This window comes from Nostocoides jenkinsii Ben 74 (assembly GCF_001046875.1).
Lineage (GTDB): Bacteria > Actinomycetota > Actinomycetes > Actinomycetales > Dermatophilaceae > Nostocoides_A > Nostocoides_A jenkinsii.
Genome location: NZ_HF571038.1, coordinates 1,449,943 through 1,473,473 on the forward strand (window position 1 = coordinate 1,449,943; position 23,531 = coordinate 1,473,473).

A 23,531-nucleotide genomic window follows, 5' to 3' on the forward strand; every position below is an offset into this window, starting at 1 on the left:
GCACGCCTTGTAAGGCGTGCTCAAGTGCGTAAGGCGTGCTCAAGTTCGAAGCCCGGGGATCTCCGTCAGGGTGACGACGGTGCCCGAGTCCTTCGAGCGCTGGGCGGCCTCGGCGATCCGGGCGGCGGCGAGGCCGTCGGCGACGGTGCACGGGGAGGGTGCCACGCCGCGGGCGACGTCCACGAAGTAGGTCAGCTCCGCGACATACGCCGGCTGGAAGCGCTCCATGAACGACTGATGGGCGGGCCCGGCCGGGAAGGTGGCGCCGGGCTGCGCCGAGCGGATCGCCAGCGTGTCGTCGAGTCCGGCGGCCATCGAGCCGGTGCTGCCGTGGACCTCCATCCGCACGTCATGGCCGGCGCCGTTGTAGCGCGTCGCAGTCACAGTCACCATCGTGCCGTCGTCGAGAGTCAGGATGGCCGCGCCCGTGTCGACATCACCGGCCTCGCGGAAGAACTCGGCGCCCTTGTTGCCGCCGGTGGCGAACACCGAGGCGACCTCTCGGCCGCTGACGAAGCGCACGATATCGAAGTCGTGCACCGAACAGTCGCGGAACAGCCCACCCGAGGTCGGAATGTATGCCGCGTGCGGCGGTGCCTGGTCGTGCGTCGCCGCGCGAATGGAGTGGACGAAGCCCAGTTCACCGGACTGAACCGCGTCCCGCAGCCGACGGTAGCCGGCGTCAAAGCGTCGCTGGAAGCCGATGTGCACCGGGGTGCTGGCGGCGGCTTCGAGGCGGGCGAGTTCGATGGCCTCACCCAGCTCCGCGGCAACCGGCTTCTCACAGAAGATGGGTATGCCCGCGGCGAGCCCCGCGCGGACAGCGGGAGCGTGTCCGGGGGACGAGGAGGTGACGACAAGCGCGTCGACCCCTGCCGCCAGGACGGCGTCGAGATCCGGGACGGCGGTCTGGCCGAGGTCGGCGGCGACCTTGGCGGCGGACTCGGGCACGACGTCGGTCACCACGAGTCCGTCGACGCCCGGGACGCCGAGGAGGGTCTTGGCGTGGAAGGCGCCAATCCGGCCGGTACCGGTGATGCCGATGCGCATGGGGGAAAGCCTTTCTGTGCGTGTCGTTTTCAGAAGTTCAGAGCAGGCGCGGGTCGATGGCGGTGGTGGTCCAGGACTCGCGCACCCACGCATGGGCGGGGTCATCGCAGATCAGCCACGCGCGCTCGGGCCCTGGGCCAGCCATCACATTCAGGTAATAGAGGTCCGCATTGGGGGCGGCGATCGCCGGGCCGTGCCAGCCGTGTGGAACGAGCACGACATCCCCGGAACGCACCTCGGCGAGGACATCGATGGGACGCGCGCCCGCGGCATACACCCGCTGGTATCCCATCGGATCGGTGCCGCGGGGATCGGTGGAACGGGTGCGGAAGTAGTAGATCTCCTCGAGTTCCGTCTCGACGCCGGGCCGCTCGGTGTCGTGCTTGTGGGGCGGCCAGGACGACCAGTTGCCGGCGGGGGTGATGACCTCGCAGGCGATCATCCGGCGGGCATCCAGGACGCCGGGCACGCCGAAGTTGCGGACTTGCCGGGAGGCGATGCCAGCGCCCCGCAGTTCGACCGGGACATCCTGCGCCGCAACGCGATTCGGCGGTGGCCCAGGCTCGGTGGTGGTGTCGGCGGCGAGACAGACGGCGATTTCGGCGCGGGCCTCGGCGGTCAACGTCAGAGTGGCTCCCCGCGGCACGTAGGCGACATCGGTGGGCCCGCTCCATACGGACTCGCGGCCCTCGAGAACGATGTCCTGCGTCTGGCCCTCGTGGGTCACGGTGAGCCGAACTCCGCTGGCCAGGGGGACGACCACGGCTTCGTGGGTGGCCAGGTCGACCTCCCGCGTGTCACCCGGGTCGAGGCGCGCCGTGAGCAGGCCGGTGTGCACCCAGCCATCGACGGCGTCGCCGATCGTGGTGTCCCACAGGGCATCTGTCGTGCTCCCGGCTAGGCGAACCCACCGCGTGTTGTCACTGCCCATACTCATCGTCAGCCTCAATTCAGCAGTTCAGCCGTGCACCAGTTTGGCGGCCGCGTCGACGGCGGTCGCCACATCATCATCCTGCGGGTAGAGCAGCACCCGGCCCGCCACGAGACCCACCGCCGACGGGTGCGCCAGGGCCAATCGCCAGCCCGCGCGAGTCGCCGCCGGATCGGGGCCGGGATCGCCCCCGAGCAGCAGCGTGGGCAAGGTCGTGGCGTCTAGAACGCGGGACATCTCCGGGACGACGGGCAACTTCAGGATCGTGCGCGCGCTGGTGGCGCCGAGTCCTGCGGCGATGTGGATCGAGCGGATCACGGAATCCGGGTCCAGGAGGTTGCGGGCCCGGCCGTCCGGCCCGCGGTCACTGAGGAAGGGCTCGACCATCGCAAACAGCCCTCGCGACGCGAGGTCGGTGACGGCAGCGCCGCACGATTGCAGAGTGGGTGCGGTGGCCGGATCGTCAAGGGCGATGCGGGTCAGCATCTTGCCGCCGTCGAGTCCGTGGGCGGCAATCGACGCCGGGTCGTATGCCGTGAACCGGTCGTCGAATTCGAAGCTCGCCCCTTGCAGCCCACCACGATTCATCGATCCGAAGACCAGACGGTCGTCCAACAGCCCGAGCAGGAGGAGGTCCTCAAGGACGTCGGGCGTGGCGAGGACGCCATCGACGCCGGGCCGACCAAGTGCGACGGCGATCCGGGTGAGGAGGTCGACGCGGTCGGCCATCGCCATACCGGCTTCGCGCACGCCGAGCGCCCCTCGCGCGGGATGGTCGGCGGCGATGATCAGGAGTCGCCCATCGCCGGGCACAGCACCTGGTCGACGTGCGTCCCAGGCCGCCGCGATGGCGTCCGGGGTCCGTAGTCGGGTGCTCACCAATCCCGCTCGGTCGATCGTGGTCACTGGTCGCGGCCGCCTGCGAGGAGAGCCTCGACGTCGGCATCGGTCGGCATGGCTGCCGCACATTCGAGACGGGCGGCGACGTGCGCCCCGGCCGCGGAGGCGAACCGGATCATCCGCTCCAGTCCCCAGCCGGAGAGCAGGCCGTGGCAGATCGCGCCGCCGAACGCGTCGCCGGCCCCCAACCCGTTGACGACCTCCACGCCCTGCGCGGGGATCTCGATTCGCTCGTCGGCGGTGGCCGCCAGGACCCCACGTGGCCCCTGCTTGACGATCGCCAACTCGATGCCGCGCTCCAGCAGGGCTTCGGCCGCACGGCCGGCCTCGGTCTCGCCCACGGCCACGCGGCACTCTTCAAGGTTGCCGACGGCCACGGTGCTGGCGCCGAGCGCCGACTCGGCGGCGCGAGTGGCATCCGCTTCCGTCAGCCAAAAGACGTCGCGATAGTCCAAATCGATGACCGTATGCCGCGCCCTCCCCCGCAGCTCCCACGCCTCCTCATGCGCGCTGCGGCTCGGCTCGGCGGAGAGGCCGGTGAGCGTCGCCCAGAACAGGCGCGCGTCGCGCACTGCCACCGGGGGAATCTCGCCGGGACCGATGCGCAGGTCAGGGGCAGTCGGATAACGATAAAAGTAGAGCGGGAAGGTGTCCGGCGGGAACAGTTCGCAGAATGTCACCGGCGTCGGCAGCGTTGGGTCGGCACGGACATACTCGATGTGAACGCCGAACTCGCGCAGGCTGTTTCGCACGAAGTCGCCGAACGGATCAGCACCCGTGCGTGAGATCAGGGCCGCAGTATGGCCGTAGCGCGCGGCGGCGACAGCCACGTTGCCGGCGCTTCCGCCCAGGAACTTCTCGAAGGTCGAAACCTCCGCCAGACCGCGTCCCGACTCCTTCGGATAGAGGTCGACACCGACGCGTCCGATGGCAAGCACCTCGGTGCTGGCTGTTGGCATGACCCTCCGTCCGCAGGCTTTCCCGGGTCACTCCGGGGCGTCGCTCAGCATACCTGCTTGCCGCACTTTGTTAGAACATTTTCGAGCGCCTTTGTTCGCACCTACTGACATATCCTTGGCTTTGTGCAACTGATCCCCGTCGCCATCGACCGCGGCAGCCCGGTCCCGCTCTATCACCAGCTCGCCGAGCAGCTGACCGCCGCCATCGAGAGCGGCCGCTTGCAGCCTGGCGACGCGTTCGAAAACGAGGTGGCCCTCGCCGAGCGGCTCGACTTGTCGCGGCCGACCGTGCGCCGCGCAATCGCCGAACTCGTCTCCCGCGGCCTGCTTGTGCGCCGTCGTGGCGTCGGCACCACGGTCGCGAGCACCGTCATCCATCGCCGCGACGAACTCACGAGCCTGTATGACGACATGGATCGCCGCGGCCAGCGACCGACGACGCGAGTCCTCGCCTTCGACCCGGGCGTGACGAACGAGGTCGCCGCCCTCGCCCTCGGACTCCCCGAGGACACCCCCCTGCTGCACATCGAGCGCCTGCGCTCCGCCGGCGACATTCCCACGGCGGTCATGCACAACTGGCTTCCCCCGCGATTCGCCGAGCTGAGTTTGGACGACGTCACTAACGGCTCGCTGTATGCCGCGCTGCGCACCCTCGGCGCCCACCCCGCCGTCGCGCACCAGACCATCGGCGCCCGCCGGCCGAGCGCGCGCGAGCGCAAGTTGCTCGGACTCGCCAGCGGCGATCCTCTTCTCACGATGAGCCGCCGTGCGTATGCCGCGGACGGCGCCCCGGTCGAGTACGGCGATCACTGCTACCGCTTCGACCAATACGCCTTCGACGTGACGGTCTACGAGCGCTGACGAGCGCCGGGGAGCAGCACGCGACACGCATAAGTTTCAAAGTTTATGAATCCTGGATCACGCAGTGTCATCACAGTTCATAGTTATGCATAACTGCGCTCAATAGCGCGTCAGCCGAAGGCAGCGCCGAAGGCAGCGCGGAAGGCGGCGAGGGCGGCGGCGGGGTCGCCGGAGGCGAAGGACTCCAGGCCGACCACACCGGCATACCCCATGTCGGCCAGGGCACGAGCGACGCCCGGGTAGTTGATCTCGCCGGTTCCCGGCTCGCACCGGCCGGGGACGTCGGCGACCTGAATCTCACCGATCCACGGCAGGGCGCGCCGGCAGAGGTCGATGAGATTCCCCTCGCCAATCTGCGCGTGATAGAGGTCGAGGTTCAGCCGGAGGTGGGGGCTGTCGACGGCCGACACGAGCGCCAGCGTGTCGGCGGCGGCCGCGAACGGGACGCCGGGGTGGTCGACGGCACGGTTGAGGTTCTCCAGCACGAAGGTGACACCCTCGCGCGCGCCGAGTTCAGCGATGCGCGTGAGGGTTTCGTGCGCTTGCTCCCACATCGCGGCGTCCGGCTCCTGCCCCTCGGGCAGCGCGACGACCGGTAGGCCGCGATCGTCGAGTCCGGTGCCATGCAGGTTGAGCGCCCAGGCGCCGATCCGTCGTGCGACCGGGATCGATTCCGCCGCGGTGGCGAGCAGTTCGTCCGCACCGGCGCGATCGCCGAGGGTGCCGCGGATGTAGCCGGTCATCGACGTGAAGGTCACGCCGTCGCGATGCAGCCGCGCTAACCGGTCCAGGTCGTGACGACGCCAATCCCAGATCTCGACGTGGAAGCCGGCGTCGTGCAGGCGCCGAATGCGCCGCTCCATCGGCAGATCGACGAACAGCATCTCGGCCGAGGCGGCGAGGACGAATGGACTGCCGGGATCGGTCACGCTGTCTCCTGACGACGCTGAACATGAGGCGACACTCAACTCAAGGGGACGGGTATGCCGTGTGCGAGTTCCGCTGCGAGGGAACCTAATTGGTCCTCGATGGGCCACGTCGTGGTGCCCAGTAGGGCAGCCGTCCGGGCTCCCGACATGCTCGTGTCGTAGGGCACCGGGGCCGGCAACCGAGCGGAGTCCGGGGGCGGCGCGAAGTCGACCTGCGCTACGTCGAGACCGAAGACCCGACACGTCGCTTCGGCCAACTCGCGGCGCGTCACCGCCGTGCCGCCGGCGAAGTGCAACACACCCTCAGCCCCCGCGTCGAACGCCAAGCCGAGGAGTGCACCGATCTCCGCCGAGACGATCGGGGTCGCCACGGAATTGATCGCCGGGTCCTCCCAGACGGTGAACCGCTCGCCCGAGCGGAGCGCATCCACAAGCGCCAGGACGAAGTAGCCGAAGCCCACATCCTGGCTCCGCGGCCCCGCAGCCTGGGTCTGATGCAACCCCTGGACCCCGCCGACCCGGGCCACGAAACCGGACGAAGCCCGATGCAGGACAACGAGTTCCGAGGCGGTCTTGAGATAGCCATAGAGGTTGACCGGGTTCGGCGTCTCGTCCTCATCCACGAGGTGTCCAGTGCCGTCGAAGACCCAGTCGGTCGACACATAACCCACCCGCGCGCCCACGGCATTGGCCGCATCCAGGATGCGCCGCGTGAGCCCGACATAACCGTCGTAGGCGGCGCGGCGATCTGCATACATGCCGTGGAAGTCATTAAAGATCGCGAGGTGCGCGACGGCATCACGATCCGCCACCGCACGCGACAGGTCCTCGACGTCCGCGAAGTCAACCACCTGCGACGGCCACGGCAGGTCCACCGGTCGCCGGGTCAAGCACAGAACGTCGTGACCGCGCGCGGAGAGCACCGCCGCGACGGTCCCGCCAATGAATCCGGTCGCCCCGGTGAGAGCGATGCGGGCCACTGTCAGCCGATCTCGGAGACGCGGACCGGGCGACCTTCGCGCCACGACTTGCCCGCTGCCAGAGCGACTTTGGTGCACGCACGCGCGGCATCGGTCCCCGCGGGCGAGCCGCCGGCACCGCTGAGATAGGCGTGGAAGGCGCGCCACTCCTGCCGATACGACTCCAGGTAGCGATCCAGGAAGAACCACGGCAGCGGCTCGCTCGTACGGCGGTCGCGCCCGATGCTCCAGCCCGCGTGGCGCGCCGGGTTGTCGGACACGGCCATACCGCCGGAGCCGAAGGCCTCGACCCGCTGATCAAAGCCATAGACCGCCTCGCGGCTGTTGTCGATGGTGGTCAGCGTGCCGTCCTCGTGGACCAGGACGCTGACGGCGGTGTCGATGTCGCCGGCCTCACCGATGCGCGGATCGACCCGGACGGCGCCGCGGGCATACACCTCGGCCACCGGGCTGCCCACGACATAGGGCGCCATGTCGAAATCGTGAATGACCATGTCAAGGAAGATTCCACCGGACACGGCGACATACTCCGGCGGCGGTGGGGCCGGGTCCCGGCTGGTGATCCGCAACGTATGAAGCTCTCCCACAGTCCCATTCGCCACGGCATCGCGCACCGACCGGTGGCCCGGGTCGAAGCGCCGGTTGAACCCGATCATGAACGGGACACCCGCCGCCTCGACCGCCGTCATGGCCTGGTCGACCAGGGCGTAGTCGAGGCTGATCGGCTTCTCGCAGAAGATCGCCTTCCCGGCGGCCGCTGCCCGCAGCACCAGATCGACATGGGTGTCGGTGCTTGTGCAAATCGCGACCGTGTCGATGTCGTCGGCGGCGAGCAGTCCGTCGATGCTCTCGACGCGCGCTCCGGTGGACTCGGCGACACCGGCGGCGGCCGCCTCGGCGACATCGGCCACCGCGACCAACTCGAAGCCGGCAAGCTCGGTCAGCAAACTCGCGTGCAACCGGCCGATCCGGCCGCAGCCGAGAAGCCCGATGCGCCGCACTACCTCGGGGCGATCGGTGGAAACGGCGAAACCCGCATCCCGCGTCATGACAGGTGAACCCACTTTCCGGAGTCGTGTGAATTGACCATCGCATCGAGGGCCGTGGCGCTGGCGACGGCGTCGGCGAGGGTCGCGTGCGCGCCCTCGGCGGATCCGCCGACGTGCCCCTCGGCAATGGCGGTCAGGAAGTTGCGGGCCTCGACGACCTTGGTGTCGTCATAGCCCATGGCGATGCCCGCCCCGGGCTGGAACGCGGCATACTCCCCGTCCCCCGGCTCGCTGAAGACGGTCGCCGTCGGTTGTCCCGCGTATGCCGTGCCACTGGACACGGCCAGCTCACCCGGGCGCCGGAAGTCCCAGCGAATCAGCCCCTTTGTCCCGTGGACTTCGAGGGCGTAGTTGTTCTGCTCCCCGACGGCTGCTCGGTTGGCCTCGCACACGGCGAGTGCGCCCCCGCGCATCCGCAGGAGCGCGACGACATAGTCCTCGTTCTCGACGTCGCCGAACTCGACGTTGGGATCGTCGGTGTCGACCACCGAGTAGTGGCCCTGCGCCTCGACCAGCGGCCGCTTCGGGATGTGGATAGCTGTTTGTGCAACAAGGGAATCCACGTCTCCAAGGACGAATCGAAGCAGATCGACGCCGTGCGAGGCGAGGTCGCCGAGGACGCCGTGGCCGCCACGAGCCACGGCATACCGCCACCCGAAGGGGCTGCCCGGATGCGCGGCATAGTCGGTGAAGAGCTGGACGCGGGCATGGGTCGGCACGCCGATCGCCCCCTCGCCGATGATGCGGCGGGCGCGCGCGACGGCCGGTACATTCCGGTAGTTGAACCCGACGCACCCAACGACGCCATTGGCTTCCACGGCATCGCGGACGGCCTCGGCGTCGGCGCGGGCCAGGCCGACCGGCTTCTCGATCCACAGGTGCTTCCCCGCTTCCGCGACGGCGATGCCGATCTCGCGGTGGAGAAAGTTGGGGGCGGTGACGCTGACCGCGGCGATGTCCGGGTCGGCGAGCACCGCCCGCCAGTCCTCGTGCACCGCGACATCGCCGTGGGCCGCGGCGAAGGCCTGCGCCGCGCTCGGAACCGCCTCGGCCACGGCGACGACCCGCGGACGCAGGGGCAGGTCCGGCCAATGCTGGACCGCGCGGGCATACGACCGGGCATGAACGTGACCCATCCAGCCGGCGCCGATGACGGCGACGGGCAGCTCTGCGACGGGCATGGGTCCTCCGGGGTGTCGAGGTCACCGGGCGACCGGCGGCCTTGGCAAATGTTCTGACATTCTGTCATTATGAGAGCGCCACGTCCACCATCTCAAGGGGATTTCTCGTGACCGACCACACCAGCCCGCTCGAGCAAATGACCCGTCGCGGGGACACCGTGCTGTGGAACGACAGCGCCGACCCGCGCGAACTGGCGCAGTCGATCGCCTGGGGTGCGGTGGGCGCCACCTGCAATCCGGTCATTGCGGTGCAGTGCATCAAGAACGACCTGCCGCGCTGGACGGCCCGGATGGGCGAGATCGCCGCCGAGAAGCCCACCGCCACCGAGTCCGAGATCGGATGGCAGGTCGTTGAGGAGATCTCCCTCGAAGCGGCGCAGCAGCTCGCGCCGATCTTCCCCGAGCACAACGGCCGCAATGGCCGGCTCTCAATGCAGACCGATCCGCGCCTGGCCCGAAGCCCCAAGGCGTTGGCTGACCAGGCCGAGTACTTCGCCTCCCTCGCCCCCAACATCATCGTCAAGATCCCGGCAACCGCGACGGGTGTCGAAGCCATCGAGGACGCCGTCGCGCGTGGCGTAAATATCAATGTCACTGTGTCGTTTTCGGTCCCGCAGGCACTCGCGGCAGCGGAGGCGATCGAGCGCGGCATGGACCAGCGCGCCGCCGCCGGATACGACATCTCACAGATGGGGCATGTCGTCACGATCATGGTCGGCCGCCTCGACGACTGGCTCAAGGACCTCGCCGCGCGCGGCCAGGTCGAGAATGATGTCGTCCTGGAGGAGGGCGATCTGGAATGGGCCGGCATCGCCGCCTTCAAGCGGGCATACGGCATCTTCCAGGAGCGCGGCTATCGCTCCCGCCTGCTGTCCGCGGCCTTCCGCAACACGGCGCAGTGGAGCGAGTTCGTCGGCGGCGATGTCGTCATCTCCCCGCCGTTCGCGTGGCAGGAGAAGATTCAGGCCACCGGCATAGAGCCCGTCGACCGGATGCAGATCCCCGTCGACCCCGCCATCATCGACCGCCTTGAGCGCGCCTTCCCCGACTTCCGCCGCGCCTACGAGCCGGACGGTATGACGACCGCGGAGTTCGACACCTTCGGTGCCACGCGCAAGACGCTGCGGCAGTTCCTCGCGGCGGATGAGGAGCTCGACCAGATCGTGCGCGACGTCCTCATCCCGGCCCCCTGAGGCGACCCGAGTCCGCATACCCCGCTTCCACCAGAGAGACTGCAGACATGAGCCAGACCGTCCGGTTGACCGTCGCCCAAGCCGTCATTCGCTTCCTCGGCGCGCAGTATTCGGAGCGGGACGGCCAGCGGCAACGCCTCGTGACCGGGATGTTCGGGATCTTCGGCCACGGCAATGTCTGCGGTGTTGGCCAGGCCCTGCTGCAAGACCAGGTGGCCTATGAGGAGAGCGTCGCCGCGAAGGGTGGCGAGGGAGTCGACCCGCTCGCCCATGGCCACGTCCCCTATTACCTGATTCGCAATGAGCAGAGCGGTGTGCACGCGGCCACCGGCTTTGCCCGCGCGCGCAATCGCACCCAGGTCATGGCGGTGACGACGTCGATCGGGCCCGGCGCCACCAATATGATCACCGGCGCGGCGCTCGCGACCACCAATCGGATTCCGGTCCTGCTCTTTCCGTCCGACCAATTCGCCAGCCGGCTGCCCGATCCCGTTCTGCAGCAACTGGAATCGCCGCAGACGCTCGACACCGCGGTCACTGACTGCTTCCGCCCGGTCTCGCGCTTCTTCGACCGGATCACTCGGCCCGAGCAGCTCATGCCCTCGCTGATGAACGCGATGCGCGTCCTGACCGACCCGGCCGACACCGGCGCCGTCACCATCGCCCTCCCTCAGGATGTGCAAGCCGAGGCGTATGACTGGCCGCTCGCCTTCTTTGCCGAGCGCACGTGGCATATCGCTCGCCAGGTGCCCGAGGCGGCGGCGCTCGCGCGGGCCGTAGACGTGATTCGCAGCGCCAAGCGGCCGCTGATCGTCGCCGGTGGCGGCGTCGTGTATTCGGAGGCGTCGGAGCAGCTGCGAGGGTTTGCGGCGGCCACCGGCATCCCGGTCGCCGACACCCACGCCGGCAAGGGCGCGATCAACTGGGATCACCCGAGCGCCGTCGGTGGTGTCGGATCGACCGGCACATCCGCGGCGAATGCCCTTGCGGCAGAAGCGGATGTCGTTATCGGCATCGGCACGCGCTATTCGGACTTCACGACGGCGAGCCACACGATCTTCGCCGCGGAGGACGTCCGCTTCGTCAATATCAATACCCTCGGTTTCGACGCGGCCAAGCACGGCGCGACGATGCTCCAGGCCGATGCCCGCGAGGCGCTCACGGCGCTCACCGACGCGCTGGCCGGATGGGAGGTCGACGCGGCATACCGGCAGCGGGCCATCGATCTCGACGCCGCGTGGCAGCGCGAGGTGGACGCGTGTTATCACCGCGACCACGCGCCGTTGCCCGCGCAGACCGAAGTTTTCGGCGCGCTGAACGAGCTGATGGCCCCCGAAGATGTTGTCATCAATGCGGCCGGCTCGATGCCCGGCGATCTCCAATGCCTATGGCGCGCAACGACTCCCAGCCAATACCACGTCGAGTACGCCTTCTCGTGCATGGGCTATGAGATCCCCGCCGCGCTGGGCGTCAAGCTCGCGGTCGGCGATGAGCACGAGGTCGTCGCGATCGTCGGCGATGGCACCTATCAAATGCTCCCGATGGAGATCGCGACGCTTGTCTCCGAGGGCCTGAAGGTCATCATCGTCCTGCTGCAGAACCACGGCTTCGCCTCCATCGGCGCCCTCTCACAGTCGCGCGGCTCGCAGCGGTTCGGCACGGCATACCGCATGCGCGATGGTGGCACCGGCCGACTGGACGGCGCGGAAGTGCCCCTCGACCTCGCCGCCAACGCCGCTTCCTGGGGCGCAGATGTGTTGCGCTGCAATGGAATTGCCGAGTTCCGCGCGAACTGGGAGAAGGCCCGCGCGGCCGAGCGGACGACGGTGCTCTACATCGAGACTGACCTGCTCGGCCCCAACCCGCCGGGCACCGCGTGGTGGGACGTCCCCGTCGCCGAGGTCTCCACCCTCTCCTCGACCCAGCAGGCGTATGCCGAGCACGTCGCCGCCAAGGCAGCCCAGCGCCCCTACCTCTGAGCGCTGAGCACCGTCTAGCACATACACACTGCATGTGTATGCTGTGGCGATGTCAGTTCTTGAACGTCGCCTCCAGTTGCTGCTCAGTCACGATCAGTACGACCGGGTCGCGGCGGAGGCGGGGCGCAGCGGCCGCAGCGTCAACGCCGTAGTCCGCGACGCCTTGGACCGTTACTTGGAGCCGGAGCATTCCTGGACCGAGGGAGTCGAGGTCTTCCTGGCCCTGACCGAGAGCCCAGGCCCCGACCAGGTGCAAAGCCCTGGCGACCTCGCGTCCGAACTCGATGAGCAGTTCGACCGGGTCGTGCTCGCGGCTCCGGGGGACCGGTCTTGAGCTGGTTCATCGACTCCACGATCCCCATCTATGCGATGAGGGCTGAATCGGCCTGGCGACCTCGCTGCCGTGCCTTCCTCGCGCGGGCAGCGGCAGAGAACCGACCGCTCCATTGCAGTGTCGAAGCCTTGCAGGAGGTGCTCTTTCACCGGCTGCGCCGCACGTCCCGCGAGCAGGCCCTCGCCGAAGTTGTTGCCCTGGAGGCCAGCGTGGTCGCCCACGACTTTTCCCTCGACGTCTGGCGCAGCGCCCGGCAGCTTGCCGCGGGAGGCGATCTCCGCGGGCGGGATGCCATCCACGCGGCCACCGCGCTGGCCCTGGGCTTCACGGAGATCGTCTCCATCGACGCGGACTTCGACGGGGCACCTGGTCTGCGACGCGTCAATCCCTGAACGCTCAGTACGACCTTCGGCGGGTCCCGGCCCGCCAAACGTCGTTTAAAGGTGAGTCAGGGGAGGCGCGGGACGACAGTGGTGCGCAGGTAGTCCAGGCAGGCCCGGACGTCATCGATGGGGCCGGTGCCCTCGGCCGGCAGTCCAGTGGTGAGGGCGATGTCCTGCTCCAGGACATACCAACCTTGGTAGCCGCTTTCCTCCAGCGCGACGACCGCATCGTCGATGGCGACATCGCCGGTCCCGAGCGCCCGGAACATCCCGGCCTGCACCCCCTGCAGCAGGGTCAGTTCGCCGGAGACGACACGATCGGCCGTTGCGACGTCGACATCCTTGAGGTGCACGTGGCCCACTCGGTGGCCGTACTCCTTGGCGAAGGCGACCGGGTCCACGCCGCCGATCTGCAGGTGGCCGGTGTCGAGGCACCAGGCGACATCGGTGTGCTCCAGCGCCAGCGCGACATCGGCGGCAGTCTCGACGATGGTTCCGACGTGCGGATGGAGCACCTGGACCAGGCCGTGCGCCGCGCAGATGGCGTCGACTTCGCGGAGCCCTTCGCCGACGATCTTCATGTCGTCCGCCGTGGGCGGCACGGGCGTCGACCAGTCGTAGTCCTGCACTAGCGCGGTGACAAAGCGGGTGCCCCCGGCGGCCTGGAACAGCTTCGCCACGGCGGTCGCCCGCGCGAGCGCGTCAGCCCGCTGGGCCGGATCGTGCAGGACGAGCGGCACGAAGCCGCCGATCATCGCCAGCCCGTAACGCCCGAGCAGCTCACTCAACTCCGGCTCAGCCTCGGGCAGGAAGCCCGGAGCGCCCAGCTCCGTTGCGGGCAGCCCAAGCTCGCGCATCTCGCCCAGCACTCGCTCGGACGGCATCATCTCGCCCCAGCCGGGGACCTCACAGATCCCCCAGGAAATTGGGGCGGCGGCGATTCGGCCGTCGAGCGCACCAAGCGTGCCGGACATGGGCAGTTCCTCCTCGGGCAGGCACGAGCCGCAGTCGGCGCGTGGGGTGGCCACAAGCATCCCGCCTCGGACGCTTGCCAGTCAAGTTATGTCAGGACATTCTCTCATTTGCCCAGAACATGACAAACCATGACCTTTGTTAGTATGCTGCATGTATCGGCTCGATATATCGACACGCAACAAGGAGGCGGGATGGCGACGAAACGACAGCAACTGCTTGATTTCGCCGTCCTGGGCCTCCTGCACGAGGCCCCAATGCATGGGTATGAGGTGCGCAAGCGCCTCGACCTCGCGATCGGCCCGTTCCGCGCCCTCTCCTTCGGCACTCTCTATCCCGCCCTTCGTGGGCTGGTCGAGGAGGGCTACCTCGTCGAGCGGTCAACCGACGGCCCAAACACATCTCGCCGGCCGCGGATCGTCTACGAGCTGACCGAGCATGGCCGAGCCCGCTTTGGCGAGTTGGCCGGCGGAGGGGACGACGCGGCATACGACGACGAGAGTTTTGCCCTGCGCCTCGCCTTCTTCGCACGCACGGAGGGCACCGCCCGACTGCGCATCCTGCAGGGCCGCCAGGCCCGGCTCGAGGAACGCCTCGCCGCCATCCGCCGGGACGCCGCGAGCGGTGACTCATGGAGCCGGCTGCTGACGCGGCATACGGAAGAAAGCCTGGTCCGGGACCTGCGCTGGCTCGCCGAACTCATCGCTGCCGAGCGCGGATCCTCCTCGACCCCCGGCACCCTCACTGACCCGAACCACCCCGCGTTCCAACCCCCGCGGTTGGGCGCGCCCAACTAACCCATCACCACCTAAGGAGCACCACCATGGGTTCGATCCGCGTCGCCATCGTCGGCGTCGGCAACTGCGCGAGTTCGCTCGTCCAGGGCGTTCACTACTACCGCGATGCCGACCCGTCCGGCACCGTCCCGGGCCTGATGCACGTCACCTTCGGCGACTACCACGTCAAGGACGTCGAGTTCGTCGCGGCCTTCGACGTCGACGACAAGAAGGTCGGCAAGGACCTCGCCGAGGCCATCAACTCCTCGGAGAACAACACGATCAAGATCGCCGACGTCCCCACCACGGGCGTCACGGTCCAGCGCGGTCACACGCTCGACGGGCTCGGCAAGTACTACCGCCTGACCATTGATGAGTCTGCGGCCGAGCCCGTCGATGTCGTTGCCGCGCTGCGCGATGCCAAGGTCGACGTGCTCGTGTCCTACCTGCCGGTGGGTTCCGAAGAGGCCGACAAGTTCTATGCCCAGTGCGCAATCGACGCCGGCGTGGCCTTCGTCAACGCGCTGCCGGTCTTCATCGCCTCCGACCCGGAGTGGGCGGCGAAGTTTGAGGCCGCCGGCGTGCCGGTCATCGGCGATGACATCAAGTCTCAGGTCGGCGCGACGATCACGCACCGCGTGATGGCGAAGCTCTTCGAGGACCGCGGTGTCGTGCTGGATCGCACCTATCAGCTCAACGTCGGCGGCAACATGGACTTCAAGAACATGCTGGAGCGCGAGCGGCTGGAGTCCAAGAAGATCTCCAAGACCCAGGCTGTCACCTCCAACCTCAACGGCCCGCTGGCCGGCAAGAAGGAGGACCGCAATGTCCACATCGGCCCGTCCGACTATGTCGCGTGGCTCGATGACCGCAAGTGGGCGTATGTCCGTCTCGAAGGCCGCGCGTTCGGCGACGTGCCGCTGAACCTGGAGTACAAGCTGGAGGTCTGGGACTCCCCGAACTCCGCCGGCATCATCATCGACGCCATTCGCGCGGCGAAGATCGCCAAGGACCGCGGCGTCGGTGGCCCGCTGCTGTCGGCCGCGGCATACCTGATGAAGTCCCCGCCGGAGCAGCGCGAGGACACCGAGGGACGCGCCCGTCTGGAGGCGTTCATCGCGGGCACCGAGCCCCGCTGACCCGCGCCCGTCGAGTTACGAGACGTATGCCGCGAGGTCGGCTTCGACCCCAGCGCTGATCGTGCTTGTCCCCCCGAGGACGACGATGCGCTGGGGTCGCAGGCGGGCGAGCTCGGTCCGGATGGACTCCGGGATGCGCGTGGGTGACACGAGCAACATGGGGCTGCCGGAGACCCCGGCCACCGGGGCCCCGGAGAGGGCGTCGCTGAAGACCTCGCCCGAGGCGATGAAGGCGACCCGCACTCCGGGGGCGAAGGACGCGCGGGAGATCGCAGCCGAGGTCTCGTAGCGGTCACTTCCGGCCCAACGCGGCACGGGACCGGAGGTGAACTGCCGCAGCTGGTCAACGACGCTGTCGCGGACCGAGCCATTGCCGCCCAGCACCACGATCCGGCCCGGGCGCAGCCGCCGCAGTTCTGTCGCGATGACGCCCGGCAGGCTCTCGTGCTCGACGAGCAGGACCGGGTTGCCGCCGCGTCCGGCAACCGGGGCGACGGAGAGGGCGTCGGTGAACTTGCGCCCGGAGGTTATGAAGGCGACCTTGACGCCCGGGGCAAAGGCGGACCGCGAGATGGCCGCGGAGGCATCAAAGCGATCGACGCCGTCGATGCGCACCACCCCTCCATCGCCGGCGAAGCGGGTGAGCGCGTGCTCGACCTCCACGCTGACGCTATTGGACCCGCCGAGCACCACGATCCGGGAGGGGCGCAGCCGCTCCAACTCGGTGGCGATCGCGCTCGGGATCGCGTCGGGCCGCACGAGCAACACCGGGCTGCCGCTCCGCGCGGCGACCGGCGCACCCGACAGCGCGTCGGTGAAGACCAAACCCGAGGTCACATAGGCGACGCTGACACCCGGGTGGAAGCTGCGCTCCGAGATAGCCGCGGAGGTCGCATACCGATCGGCTCCCGCCCACCGCTCCACGCCAGCGGCCCACCGCTCAACGCCCGCGGCAGGGGGCACCGACCGGTCGGCCCCGATCTGGCTGGGCATAGTTGCCGACGGCGAGAGTGCGCCAGCCGGGGCGGCCAGCACCCCAAGGGATAGCGCGGCAGTGGCGGAGACAAGCAGAGCGCGTGAGCGTCGCGCACGAGTGGACAACGGAAGACTCCTTTGGCAGAAACTTCTCTGCCCGGCGCCCGGGCAGCCCCCCTTGAGACAAGCCTAGGCGGGCCGAGCCCGAGTCCCAATCTGCCCCGCGGTCAACCGACCCTCAGCGGATGAAGGCTTTCAATTGCTCGGACACCACGCTCCGGACGCTCGCCGTTCCGCCGAGCACGACAATCGCCTTGGGCCGCAGTCGCGTCAGCTCCGCCGCCACCGAATCGGGGATCCGGTCGGTGCGCACCAACAGAAGAGGGCCCGGCGCCATACCGGCCACTGGCGCACCGGACAGCGAGTCCGGGAACACCAGCCCCGAGGCGACATAGGCGATGTCGGCCCCGGAGGGGAACGACTGCCGGGACGTCAACGCCGACACCTCGTAACGGTCGGCGCCCGACCACCGCTCCACCGCGCCCGTCGTGAAACCCGCCAAAGCGGTCTCGGTCGCGGCATCGATCGTCGACGTGCCACCGAGGACGACAATGCGCTGTGGTGCCAACCGTCGCAACTCCGCCGCCGTCGTCGTGGGAATCGCGTCTCCGGGCACCAGCAGCACCGGGCCGCCGACCTTGCCGGCGACCGGAGCCGCAGACAGCGCGTCGGGGAACATCTTCCCGGAGGCGATGAAGGCCACCGGCACACCGGGCTGGTAGTTGGCCTTCGCGATGGCCACCGAGGTCTCGTAGCGGTCGGCGCCCGAGAAGCGCGTCACCGGGGCGCCCCAGGTGGTCAAGATGTTGAAGACATCGTCATTGACGGTGGCCGGCCCACCGAGCACGACGATGCGCTCGGGTTGCAGCCGGTGAATCTCTGCGCGCACGACGCTGGGGAGGTGGTCCTTGGCCACGAGCAGCAGCGGCGCACCCGCCCGGCCGGCGACCGCGGCGCCCGAAAGCGCGTCGGTGAACACCTCACCCGAGGCGATATAGAGCGTCTTCACCCCGACCTCGAAGTGCGCCTTGCTGATCGACACGGCCGCCTCGTAGCGGTTGGCTCCACTCAGCCGGAACACGCCGTCGGCGCGGGGATACGAGATGCGCACCCGCGCCCCCGCAGAACTGGCCGACAGGAAGTCGAGGCGGACCCGCCCGCTGGGGAAGGTGTAGGACTCACCCGGCTCCATCCCGGGGTGACGCTCCGCGGCATACCAGTCATCGTCGGGGTGGAAGTCGATGACGTCCTGCTCGCCGAACTGACCGAAGTCGGGCAACTCGCGGCGCACGACGATCCCGCCACCGGGATAGGTCAGCCGGACGCCGCCCGGCCCGGTGTAGGAGTTGGTGTTGATCCACGAGTCGAGGCCGGTCGCGGTGCGGTACTCGAGGTGATAAGTGCTCGCGCCGTCGGTGAAGCTCACGTCGCGCAGCCCAGACGCCGATGTCAGCGGCGCGATCGTGACCTCCCGGTCCACATTGGCGACTGTGCTGGACTGCGGCGTCAGCATCCCGATCCGACGGAGATTCTCGGCGGAGATCATGCCCCGCGACTCATTGCCCATCAGCTCCCACGGATCGGCGTAGGTCTGTTGGTGGCAGTCGTCGGAGAGCGGGACGGTGTCATTGCCGTCGGCGCAATAGATCGAGCCGCTGTGATAGAGCCCGAGGTTGTGCCCGAACTCGTGCGCCCACAGCTGCGGCGAGGTGTAGCCATTGATCCACGCAAAGCTCTCGTACTCGCCGGTGCCGATGGTGGCCAGCCCGCCCCACCAACAACTCGGCAGGTTCTGCATGTAGGCGACCAGGTGATGCGTGCCGTCGGTCTGATAGGTCCCGGCCAGCTTGCGCGCGGCAACCAGGAATGGCGTCTCATTGCAGTTGTCGATGTCGAACTGGGTCAGCTCGATCTTGGACCATGGCTTGACGTCTGCCGTCCGGAAGCGGATGCCTCCCCGTGTGGCGGTGTTGTAGTAGTCGTCGGTGCCTGCGATGGCTTCACGAAGCTCATCGGCGGTGGTCGAGGGCTTGGCACTGTAGTAGAGCGGGACGACGAGCACCTCGTGCATGCCCGGCTCCGCCGTCCGCGGTGCCGCCAAGTCGGTGAAATCGGCACCCCGGCGAGTGCCATCTCGCTCGCTGACGAAGTAGTCCGGGAGCCCCGCCGGTCGCTCCCGATCCGCCGCGCCGCCCGGTGGCGGATCGACCGCGATGACCGACGCCTGCGCCCCCGACGCCCGGTCGTGCGAGGACATCGCCGAACTCGACGCCGGCACCCCACCGAAAACCACGGTCACCCATGCCGCCAACATCGCCACGGTGCTGGCTCGGAACCTGACGCGCATGCATACCTCCCCAAATCCCCGGGCGACCCGATCGCTGGGCATGGCGAGACCCTAATGCCTGGCGCTGACAGCCGCCGGGCAACCTCAGCCGGCCGGGGAAGCGTCCACGAGGATGTCGAGCACGATCACCGTCACGTTGTCGTGACCGCCGTGCGTCAGGGCGGCGGTCACGAGGGCGTCGGCCGCCTCCTGCGGCGACTGCGCGGTGTCGAGCACCCAATAGATCTCATCGGGGGCCACTTCATCGGTGAGCCCGTCCGAGCACACCAAGAGCCGGTCACCCGGCACGAGGTGGAGTCGCTCGTTGTCCACCTCGACCTCGTCGAATGCCCCAAGGGAGCGGGTGATGACGTGCCGCATCGGGTGCACCGCTGCCTCGTCAGGCGCGAGAATTCCGAGATCGACCAGTTCCTGGACCTCGGAGTGGTCCGTCGTGAGTTGCCGCAACTCCCCACCCCGGCTGAGCAGGACGCGCGAATCGCCGACATTGATCAGCGCCCACGACCCGTCGCCGAGCGCCACGACGCCGGTCACGGTCGTCCCCATCCCGCCCTGACCGGGCTCGCGACCGCCCTCGCGCACGCGCCGGTTGGCCTCAAGGACCTGGTCGACGACATCCTCCAGTGTCGGGTCGGCGGGCAGGTCCGCGAGCGCGCCGACGACCAGCGCACTCGCCACCTCACCCGCGGCGTGCCCGCCCATGCCGTCGGCAACGACGAACACCGGGTATGCCGCGAGGGCGGCATCCTCATTGCCGCTGCGGACCAGTCCGGTGTGGGTGGCGGCGCCGACCTCGATCACGGGCACAATCTCCCACACCCAAGCGATCCCGAGTAACTGTGTCCCGGGCCTGGGCTACGAAAGGTAGCCAGCCAAGGCCGCCTGGACACCCGTCGAGACCGTCGCTGGCCCGCCGAAGATCACGATGCGTCCGGGCCGCAGCCGCGCAATCTCGGCCCCGACCGACGAGGGGATCGCCGAGGTGTCGACCAGCAGGACGGGGCTCGACGTCATACCTGCGACGGGTGCCCCAGACAGCGCGTCGGTGTAGACGCGCCCGGAGGCGATGTAGAGCGTCCCGACGCCCGGGCTGTAGGACTTCGAGGTGATCGCCACGGAGGTGGCGAAGCGATCATCTCCGGACCACCGCTCGGTCGGCGCGATCGTGGCCAGTCGGGCCTCGACGGCGGGGGAAATCGTCGCCGGGCCACCGAGCACCACGATGCGGCCGGGACGGAGCCGCACCAGCTCATTGGCGATGTCGCTGGGAAGCGCATTGGTGTCTACGAGGAGCACCGGCCCCTTGTTCTTCCCGGCCACCGGGGCCCCGGAGAGCGCGTCGGTGAACACCCGGCCGGAGGCGATATAGGCCGTGCCGACCCCGGTCGGGTAGCTCTGTTGCGAGATCATCGCCGACGTCGAGAAGCGATCGGGTCCGCTCCACCGCTCGACCGCGCCGGTGGTGTAGGCGTCCAGTTGCGACTCGACGGTGCTGGAGATCGTCGCCGGGCCACCGAGCACGACGATCTTCGCGGGTGCCAGCCGGCGCAACTCCGTACGCACCACATCCGGGATCGCGTCAGTGTCGACCAGCAGCACCGGGCCCTTGCTCTTGCCCGCCACCGGCGCACCGGATAGCGCGTCGGTGTAGACCCGCCCCGACGCGATGAACGCGACGGGGGCCCCGGCCGGATAGTTGCGCGCCGAGATGGTGGCCGACGTGGCGAACCGGTCGGCGCCGCTCCACCGAATGACCTTGGACAGCACCGGGAAGCTCAGGCTGACCTTCGCCGAGGTCGAGTCGGCGGATTCCACCTTCAGCGCCCACGCGGAGCCGGGTGCGGTGTAACTCTCCCCGGCCTCCAGGCCCGGGTGGCGGTTGACATTGGCCCGCACCGCGTCAGGATGGAAGTCGAGCAACTCCCGGTTGCCGATCTCGCTTCCGAGCAATTGCCGATGCACGATCACGCCGCCGCCCGGGTCGGTGCGCGGCACCCCATTGATCACCAGAGTGCGGTCATCGATCCACGCGTCCTGCCCCGACGGAACTCGATAGTCGACGTGATAGCGGTAGCCGTCCTCGTCGAAGTAGAAGCCGCGCGTGCCGCTGGCGGCGGTCAACGGGGCGATCGTGAAGGTGGCGTTCTCGCCCGTGGTCGCCGCGGGGTAGTCGCTGGCCGAGATCAAGCCGAAGCGGGCGAGGGAGTCCGCCATCGGCATACCGATCGGGCCGTAGGAGTGGACGCTCGTCGGATCCCAGGGATCGGTCCGGTCCCGGTATTCACAGGTCGAGGACAGCGGCACCGGGGTGGCCCCCTCGGCGCAGTCCAGGGAGCCCGTGCTCGCCGCGCGCGAATTGATCGAGATGACCCGGCGGAAGAGATCACCGCTGATCACCCCATTGGAGAACGTCAGCCCGTCGCCCTTGTCGGTGAGCCCGGGAACCTCGTAGTCGGTGAAATCGCACGCCGCCTCGTTGTCCAGGTAGATGACGAGGTGATCGCGCCTGCCGGCGCTGCCGACGATCGCCCGCACGGCATCGCCGATCGCGGCGAGATCACACGAGCCGGCCTGGGCGGAGGTCAGGTTGAGCTTCTGCCAGCCGGAGACCCACCCGAGCTTGGCCGTCATCCGTCCGCCCGAGATCGCGCTGTAGTAGGAACTCGCCTCCGCGATGCGCGTGCTGACGCTGGTTTGGTCGAGCGGGTCCGGCGCGCTGCCGGACCAATACGCCGGGACCACGAAGACGCGATGCTCACCGACGAAGCTCCGATCCCCGCTCGGCGCAGGCAGTCGCCATTCGCCCGCCTTGCTATCCGCCGGCGCACCCGCCCAGCCGGGCGCCATGCCCCCGGCCAGCATCGCGACGCACGTCGCCAGAATTGTCAGCAGCCGCAACGTCAGCGGCCGGGCCACCCGGCGACGCGGGGAACGCGAAATCTCGATCGACATGGCTCGAACGTACTCGGCAACGGCGTCCGGCGCAGCCCCCCCGGGCGCGCCGATCTGATCACGTCTTTTCTTGTTCCGCCCACCACGCACGCAGACGGTCGGCCGCGGCCTCCTTGCCGATGGGCCCGTCATCCAAGCGCACCGAGAGCAGGAATGAATAGGCCTTCCCCAATACCGGACCAGGTCGTATGCCGAGGATCTCGGCAATCTCGTGCCCGTTGAGTTCCGGACGGACCGCCGCGAGTTCCTCCTCTTCCTGCAATCGCGCGATGCGCCGCTCCAGTTCGTCATAGGTCGCCGCGAGGCGACGCGCCTTGCGTGCGTTGCGCGTCGTGCAGTCGGCCCGGGTGAGCCGGTGGAGGCGGGCCAGCAGCGGTCCGGCATCGGTGACATACCGGCGGACCGCGGAGTCGGTCCACGCGCCATCGCCGTAGCCGTGGAAGCGCAAGTGCAACTCCACCAGCCGGGAGACGGCGTTGACGGTTTCCTTGTCGAAGCGCAGCGCGCGCAGGCGGGCCTTCGTCAGCTTCGCGCCCACCATCTCGTGGTGGTGGAAGGAGACGCCCCCGCCCGCCTCGAAGCGCCGTGTCTTGGGTTTGCCGATGTCGTGCAGGAGCGCCGCGAGTCGCAACACCAGGTCCGGGCCGGGCACGCTCTCCGGCGGCCCGGTCGCAGGGCCCTCCAGCGCGATCGCCTGATCAAGGACCGTCAGCGAGTGCTCGTAGACGTCCTTGTGCCGGTGGTGCTCGTCGATCTCCAACCGCAGCGCGGGCAGCTCCGGGAGAATGTGATCGGCTAATCCCGTGTCGACCAGCAGCCGCAGACCCGGCCGCGGTGAAGGGGCCAGCAGCAGCTTGCTGAGTTCGTCCCGCACCCGCTCCGCCGAGACGATCTTGATCGATGGCGCCAACTCACGCATCGCGGCATACACCTCGGCCGACGGCACCAACTCCAGGTGCGCGCCGAACCGCGCCGCCCGCATCATCCGCAGGGGGTCGTCGGCGAACGACACCGGAGCCGGGGCCGGTGTCCGCAGCCGCTTCGCGGCGAGGTCGGCCAGACCGCCATACGGATCGACGAACTCCAGCGACGGCAGCCGCAGCGCCATCGCATTGACCGTGAAGTCGCGGCGACGGAGGTCGTCCTCCAGGTTGTCGCCGAACGCGACGATCGGCTTGCGGGACTGCCGGTCGTAGGCGTCTGCGCGATAGGTCGTGACCTCCACCGTCGTACCCCGCCGGACCGTCCCGATGGTGCCGAAGGCGCGCCCGATGTCCCAGGTCGTCTCGCCCCACGCGGCCAGGATTCGCTCGGTCTCCTCCGGACTCGCACTCGTCGTCAGGTCCAGGTCGGCGCTGGTGCGCCCGAGGAAGGCATCACGCACCGGCCCGCCGACCAAGGCGAGCTCATGACCCGCCTCAACGAACCGGTCGCCGAGGTCGGACAGCAGGCCCAGGGAGGGGCCAAGAGTCGCAACAGCACGCTGAAGTGCCTGCGAGAAGGGCGAGTTCACGATGTCCAACGGTATCGGCGAATGCGAGCACAACTCGACCGCGCTTCCCGGAGAGGCCACCTGATGGC

The 23,531-nt window shown here is 68.7% G+C and carries 21 protein-coding genes; 7 read left to right on the plus strand and 14 right to left on the minus strand.

Features of this window, described 5'->3' with window-relative positions; all coding sequences use genetic code 11:
• Positions 1–39 precede the first annotated feature (39 nt).
• The 4 genes from BN13_RS06650 to iolC are packed head-to-tail and all read right to left on the minus strand — an operon-like array spanning position 40 to position 3,840.
• A complete protein-coding gene (locus BN13_RS06650) occupies positions 40–1,050 on the minus strand; it encodes a Gfo/Idh/MocA family protein (protein WP_048545448.1) in 1,011 nt (336 codons plus the stop codon).
• Positions 1,051–1,087: 37 nt separating this feature from the next.
• A complete protein-coding gene (iolB, locus tag BN13_RS06655; RefSeq protein ID WP_235433961.1) occupies positions 1,088–1,987 on the minus strand; it encodes a 5-deoxy-glucuronate isomerase in 900 nt (299 codons plus the stop codon).
• Between the two features lie 21 nt (positions 1,988–2,008).
• Positions 2,009–2,887 (minus strand): Cgl0159 family (beta/alpha)8-fold protein, encoded by an 879-nt coding sequence (locus tag BN13_RS06660; RefSeq protein ID WP_321162896.1) that lies wholly within the window; start codon positions 2,885–2,887, stop codon positions 2,009–2,011.
• Entirely contained in the window at positions 2,884–3,840 is a 957-nt protein-coding gene (gene iolC / locus BN13_RS06665; protein ID WP_048545452.1) for a 5-dehydro-2-deoxygluconokinase, read from the minus strand. Before iolC ends, BN13_RS06660 begins: the two co-directional genes overlap by 4 nt.
• A gap of 123 nt (positions 3,841–3,963) precedes the next feature.
• Here iolC and BN13_RS06670 point away from each other — a divergent pair, with 123 nt between their 5' ends.
• A complete protein-coding gene (locus BN13_RS06670; protein WP_048545453.1) occupies positions 3,964–4,701 on the plus strand; it encodes a GntR family transcriptional regulator in 738 nt (245 codons plus the stop codon).
• Between the two features lie 110 nt (positions 4,702–4,811).
• On the opposite strand, the gene BN13_RS06675 is transcribed toward BN13_RS06670, so the two are convergent.
• From BN13_RS06675 to BN13_RS06690, 4 genes are all read right to left on the minus strand, one after another.
• Positions 4,812–5,585 carry a TIM barrel protein gene (locus BN13_RS06675; protein ID WP_048548951.1) on the minus strand — a complete coding sequence of 258 codons (774 nt, stop codon included), beginning with the start codon at positions 5,583–5,585 and terminating at the stop codon, positions 4,812–4,814.
• Between the two features lie 80 nt (positions 5,586–5,665).
• Positions 5,666–6,610: an SDR family oxidoreductase gene (locus BN13_RS06680; protein ID WP_048545455.1), complete on the minus strand. Its 945-nt coding sequence runs from the start codon at positions 6,608–6,610 to the stop codon at positions 5,666–5,668.
• 2 nt (positions 6,611–6,612) lie between these two features.
• Entirely contained in the window at positions 6,613–7,659 is a 1,047-nt protein-coding gene (gene iolG / locus BN13_RS06685; protein ID WP_048545457.1) for an inositol 2-dehydrogenase, read from the minus strand.
• Positions 7,656–8,840, minus strand: a complete 1,185-nt coding sequence (locus tag BN13_RS06690) for a Gfo/Idh/MocA family protein (RefSeq protein ID WP_048545459.1) — start codon at positions 8,838–8,840, stop codon at positions 7,656–7,658. Before BN13_RS06690 ends, iolG begins: the two co-directional genes overlap by 4 nt.
• Before the next feature lie 107 nt (positions 8,841–8,947).
• Between BN13_RS06690 and BN13_RS06695 the strand changes: the two genes are divergently transcribed.
• From BN13_RS06695 to BN13_RS06710, 4 genes are read left to right on the plus strand one after another with little or no spacing between them, the layout of a single operon-like run.
• Positions 8,948–10,033 (plus strand): transaldolase family protein, encoded by a 1,086-nt coding sequence (locus tag BN13_RS06695; protein ID WP_235433962.1) that lies wholly within the window; start codon positions 8,948–8,950, stop codon positions 10,031–10,033.
• 47 nt (positions 10,034–10,080) lie between these two features.
• The gene (iolD, locus tag BN13_RS06700; protein ID WP_048545464.1) at positions 10,081–12,012 is read left to right on the plus strand and encodes a 3D-(3,5/4)-trihydroxycyclohexane-1,2-dione acylhydrolase (decyclizing); all 1,932 of its coding nucleotides are present in this window, start codon (positions 10,081–10,083) and stop codon (positions 12,010–12,012) included.
• Positions 12,013–12,061: 49 nt separating this feature from the next.
• Positions 12,062–12,346, plus strand: coding sequence for a ribbon-helix-helix protein, CopG family (locus BN13_RS06705; protein ID WP_157038476.1), 285 nt, complete (start codon positions 12,062–12,064; stop codon positions 12,344–12,346).
• Positions 12,343–12,738, plus strand: coding sequence for a type II toxin-antitoxin system VapC family toxin (locus tag BN13_RS06710; protein ID WP_268806954.1), 396 nt, complete (start codon positions 12,343–12,345; stop codon positions 12,736–12,738). Before BN13_RS06705 ends, BN13_RS06710 begins: the two co-directional genes overlap by 4 nt.
• 56 nt (positions 12,739–12,794) lie before the next feature.
• Here BN13_RS06710 and BN13_RS06715 read toward each other — a convergent pair whose 3' ends face one another.
• Positions 12,795–13,703 carry a TIM barrel protein gene (locus BN13_RS06715; protein WP_084733923.1) on the minus strand — a complete coding sequence of 303 codons (909 nt, stop codon included), beginning with the start codon at positions 13,701–13,703 and terminating at the stop codon, positions 12,795–12,797.
• Positions 13,704–13,895: 192 nt separating this feature from the next.
• Here BN13_RS06715 and BN13_RS06720 point away from each other — a divergent pair, with 192 nt between their 5' ends.
• Both BN13_RS06720 and BN13_RS06725 read left to right on the plus strand, forming a co-directional pair.
• Entirely contained in the window at positions 13,896–14,498 is a 603-nt protein-coding gene (locus BN13_RS06720) for a PadR family transcriptional regulator (RefSeq protein ID WP_048545468.1), read from the plus strand.
• Between the two features lie 26 nt (positions 14,499–14,524).
• Entirely contained in the window at positions 14,525–15,616 is a 1,092-nt protein-coding gene (locus BN13_RS06725) for an inositol-3-phosphate synthase (RefSeq protein ID WP_048545469.1), read from the plus strand.
• A gap of 15 nt (positions 15,617–15,631) precedes the next feature.
• Here BN13_RS06725 and BN13_RS06730 read toward each other — a convergent pair whose 3' ends face one another.
• The 5 genes from BN13_RS06730 to BN13_RS06755 all read right to left on the minus strand — a co-directional run bounded on the left by BN13_RS06730 (position 15,632) and on the right by BN13_RS06755 (position 23,466).
• Positions 15,632–16,717 carry a cell wall-binding repeat-containing protein gene (locus BN13_RS06730; protein ID WP_157038477.1) on the minus strand — a complete coding sequence of 362 codons (1,086 nt, stop codon included), beginning with the start codon at positions 16,715–16,717 and terminating at the stop codon, positions 15,632–15,634.
• Between the two features lie 112 nt (positions 16,718–16,829).
• Positions 16,830–18,998, minus strand: a complete 2,169-nt coding sequence (locus BN13_RS06735) for a cell wall-binding repeat-containing protein (protein ID WP_084733613.1) — start codon at positions 18,996–18,998, stop codon at positions 16,830–16,832.
• Positions 18,999–19,082: 84 nt separating this feature from the next.
• Positions 19,083–19,799 (minus strand): PP2C family protein-serine/threonine phosphatase, encoded by a 717-nt coding sequence (locus tag BN13_RS06745; RefSeq protein WP_235433963.1) that lies wholly within the window; start codon positions 19,797–19,799, stop codon positions 19,083–19,085.
• A 54-nt stretch (positions 19,800–19,853) separates the two neighbouring features.
• Complete coding sequence (locus BN13_RS06750) at positions 19,854–21,950, minus strand: cell wall-binding repeat-containing protein (protein WP_048545479.1); 2,097 nt, start codon at positions 21,948–21,950, stop codon at positions 19,854–19,856.
• A gap of 58 nt (positions 21,951–22,008) precedes the next feature.
• Positions 22,009–23,466, minus strand: a complete 1,458-nt coding sequence (locus tag BN13_RS06755) for a CCA tRNA nucleotidyltransferase (protein WP_048548954.1) — start codon at positions 23,464–23,466, stop codon at positions 22,009–22,011.
• Positions 23,467–23,531: the final 65 nt, after the last annotated feature.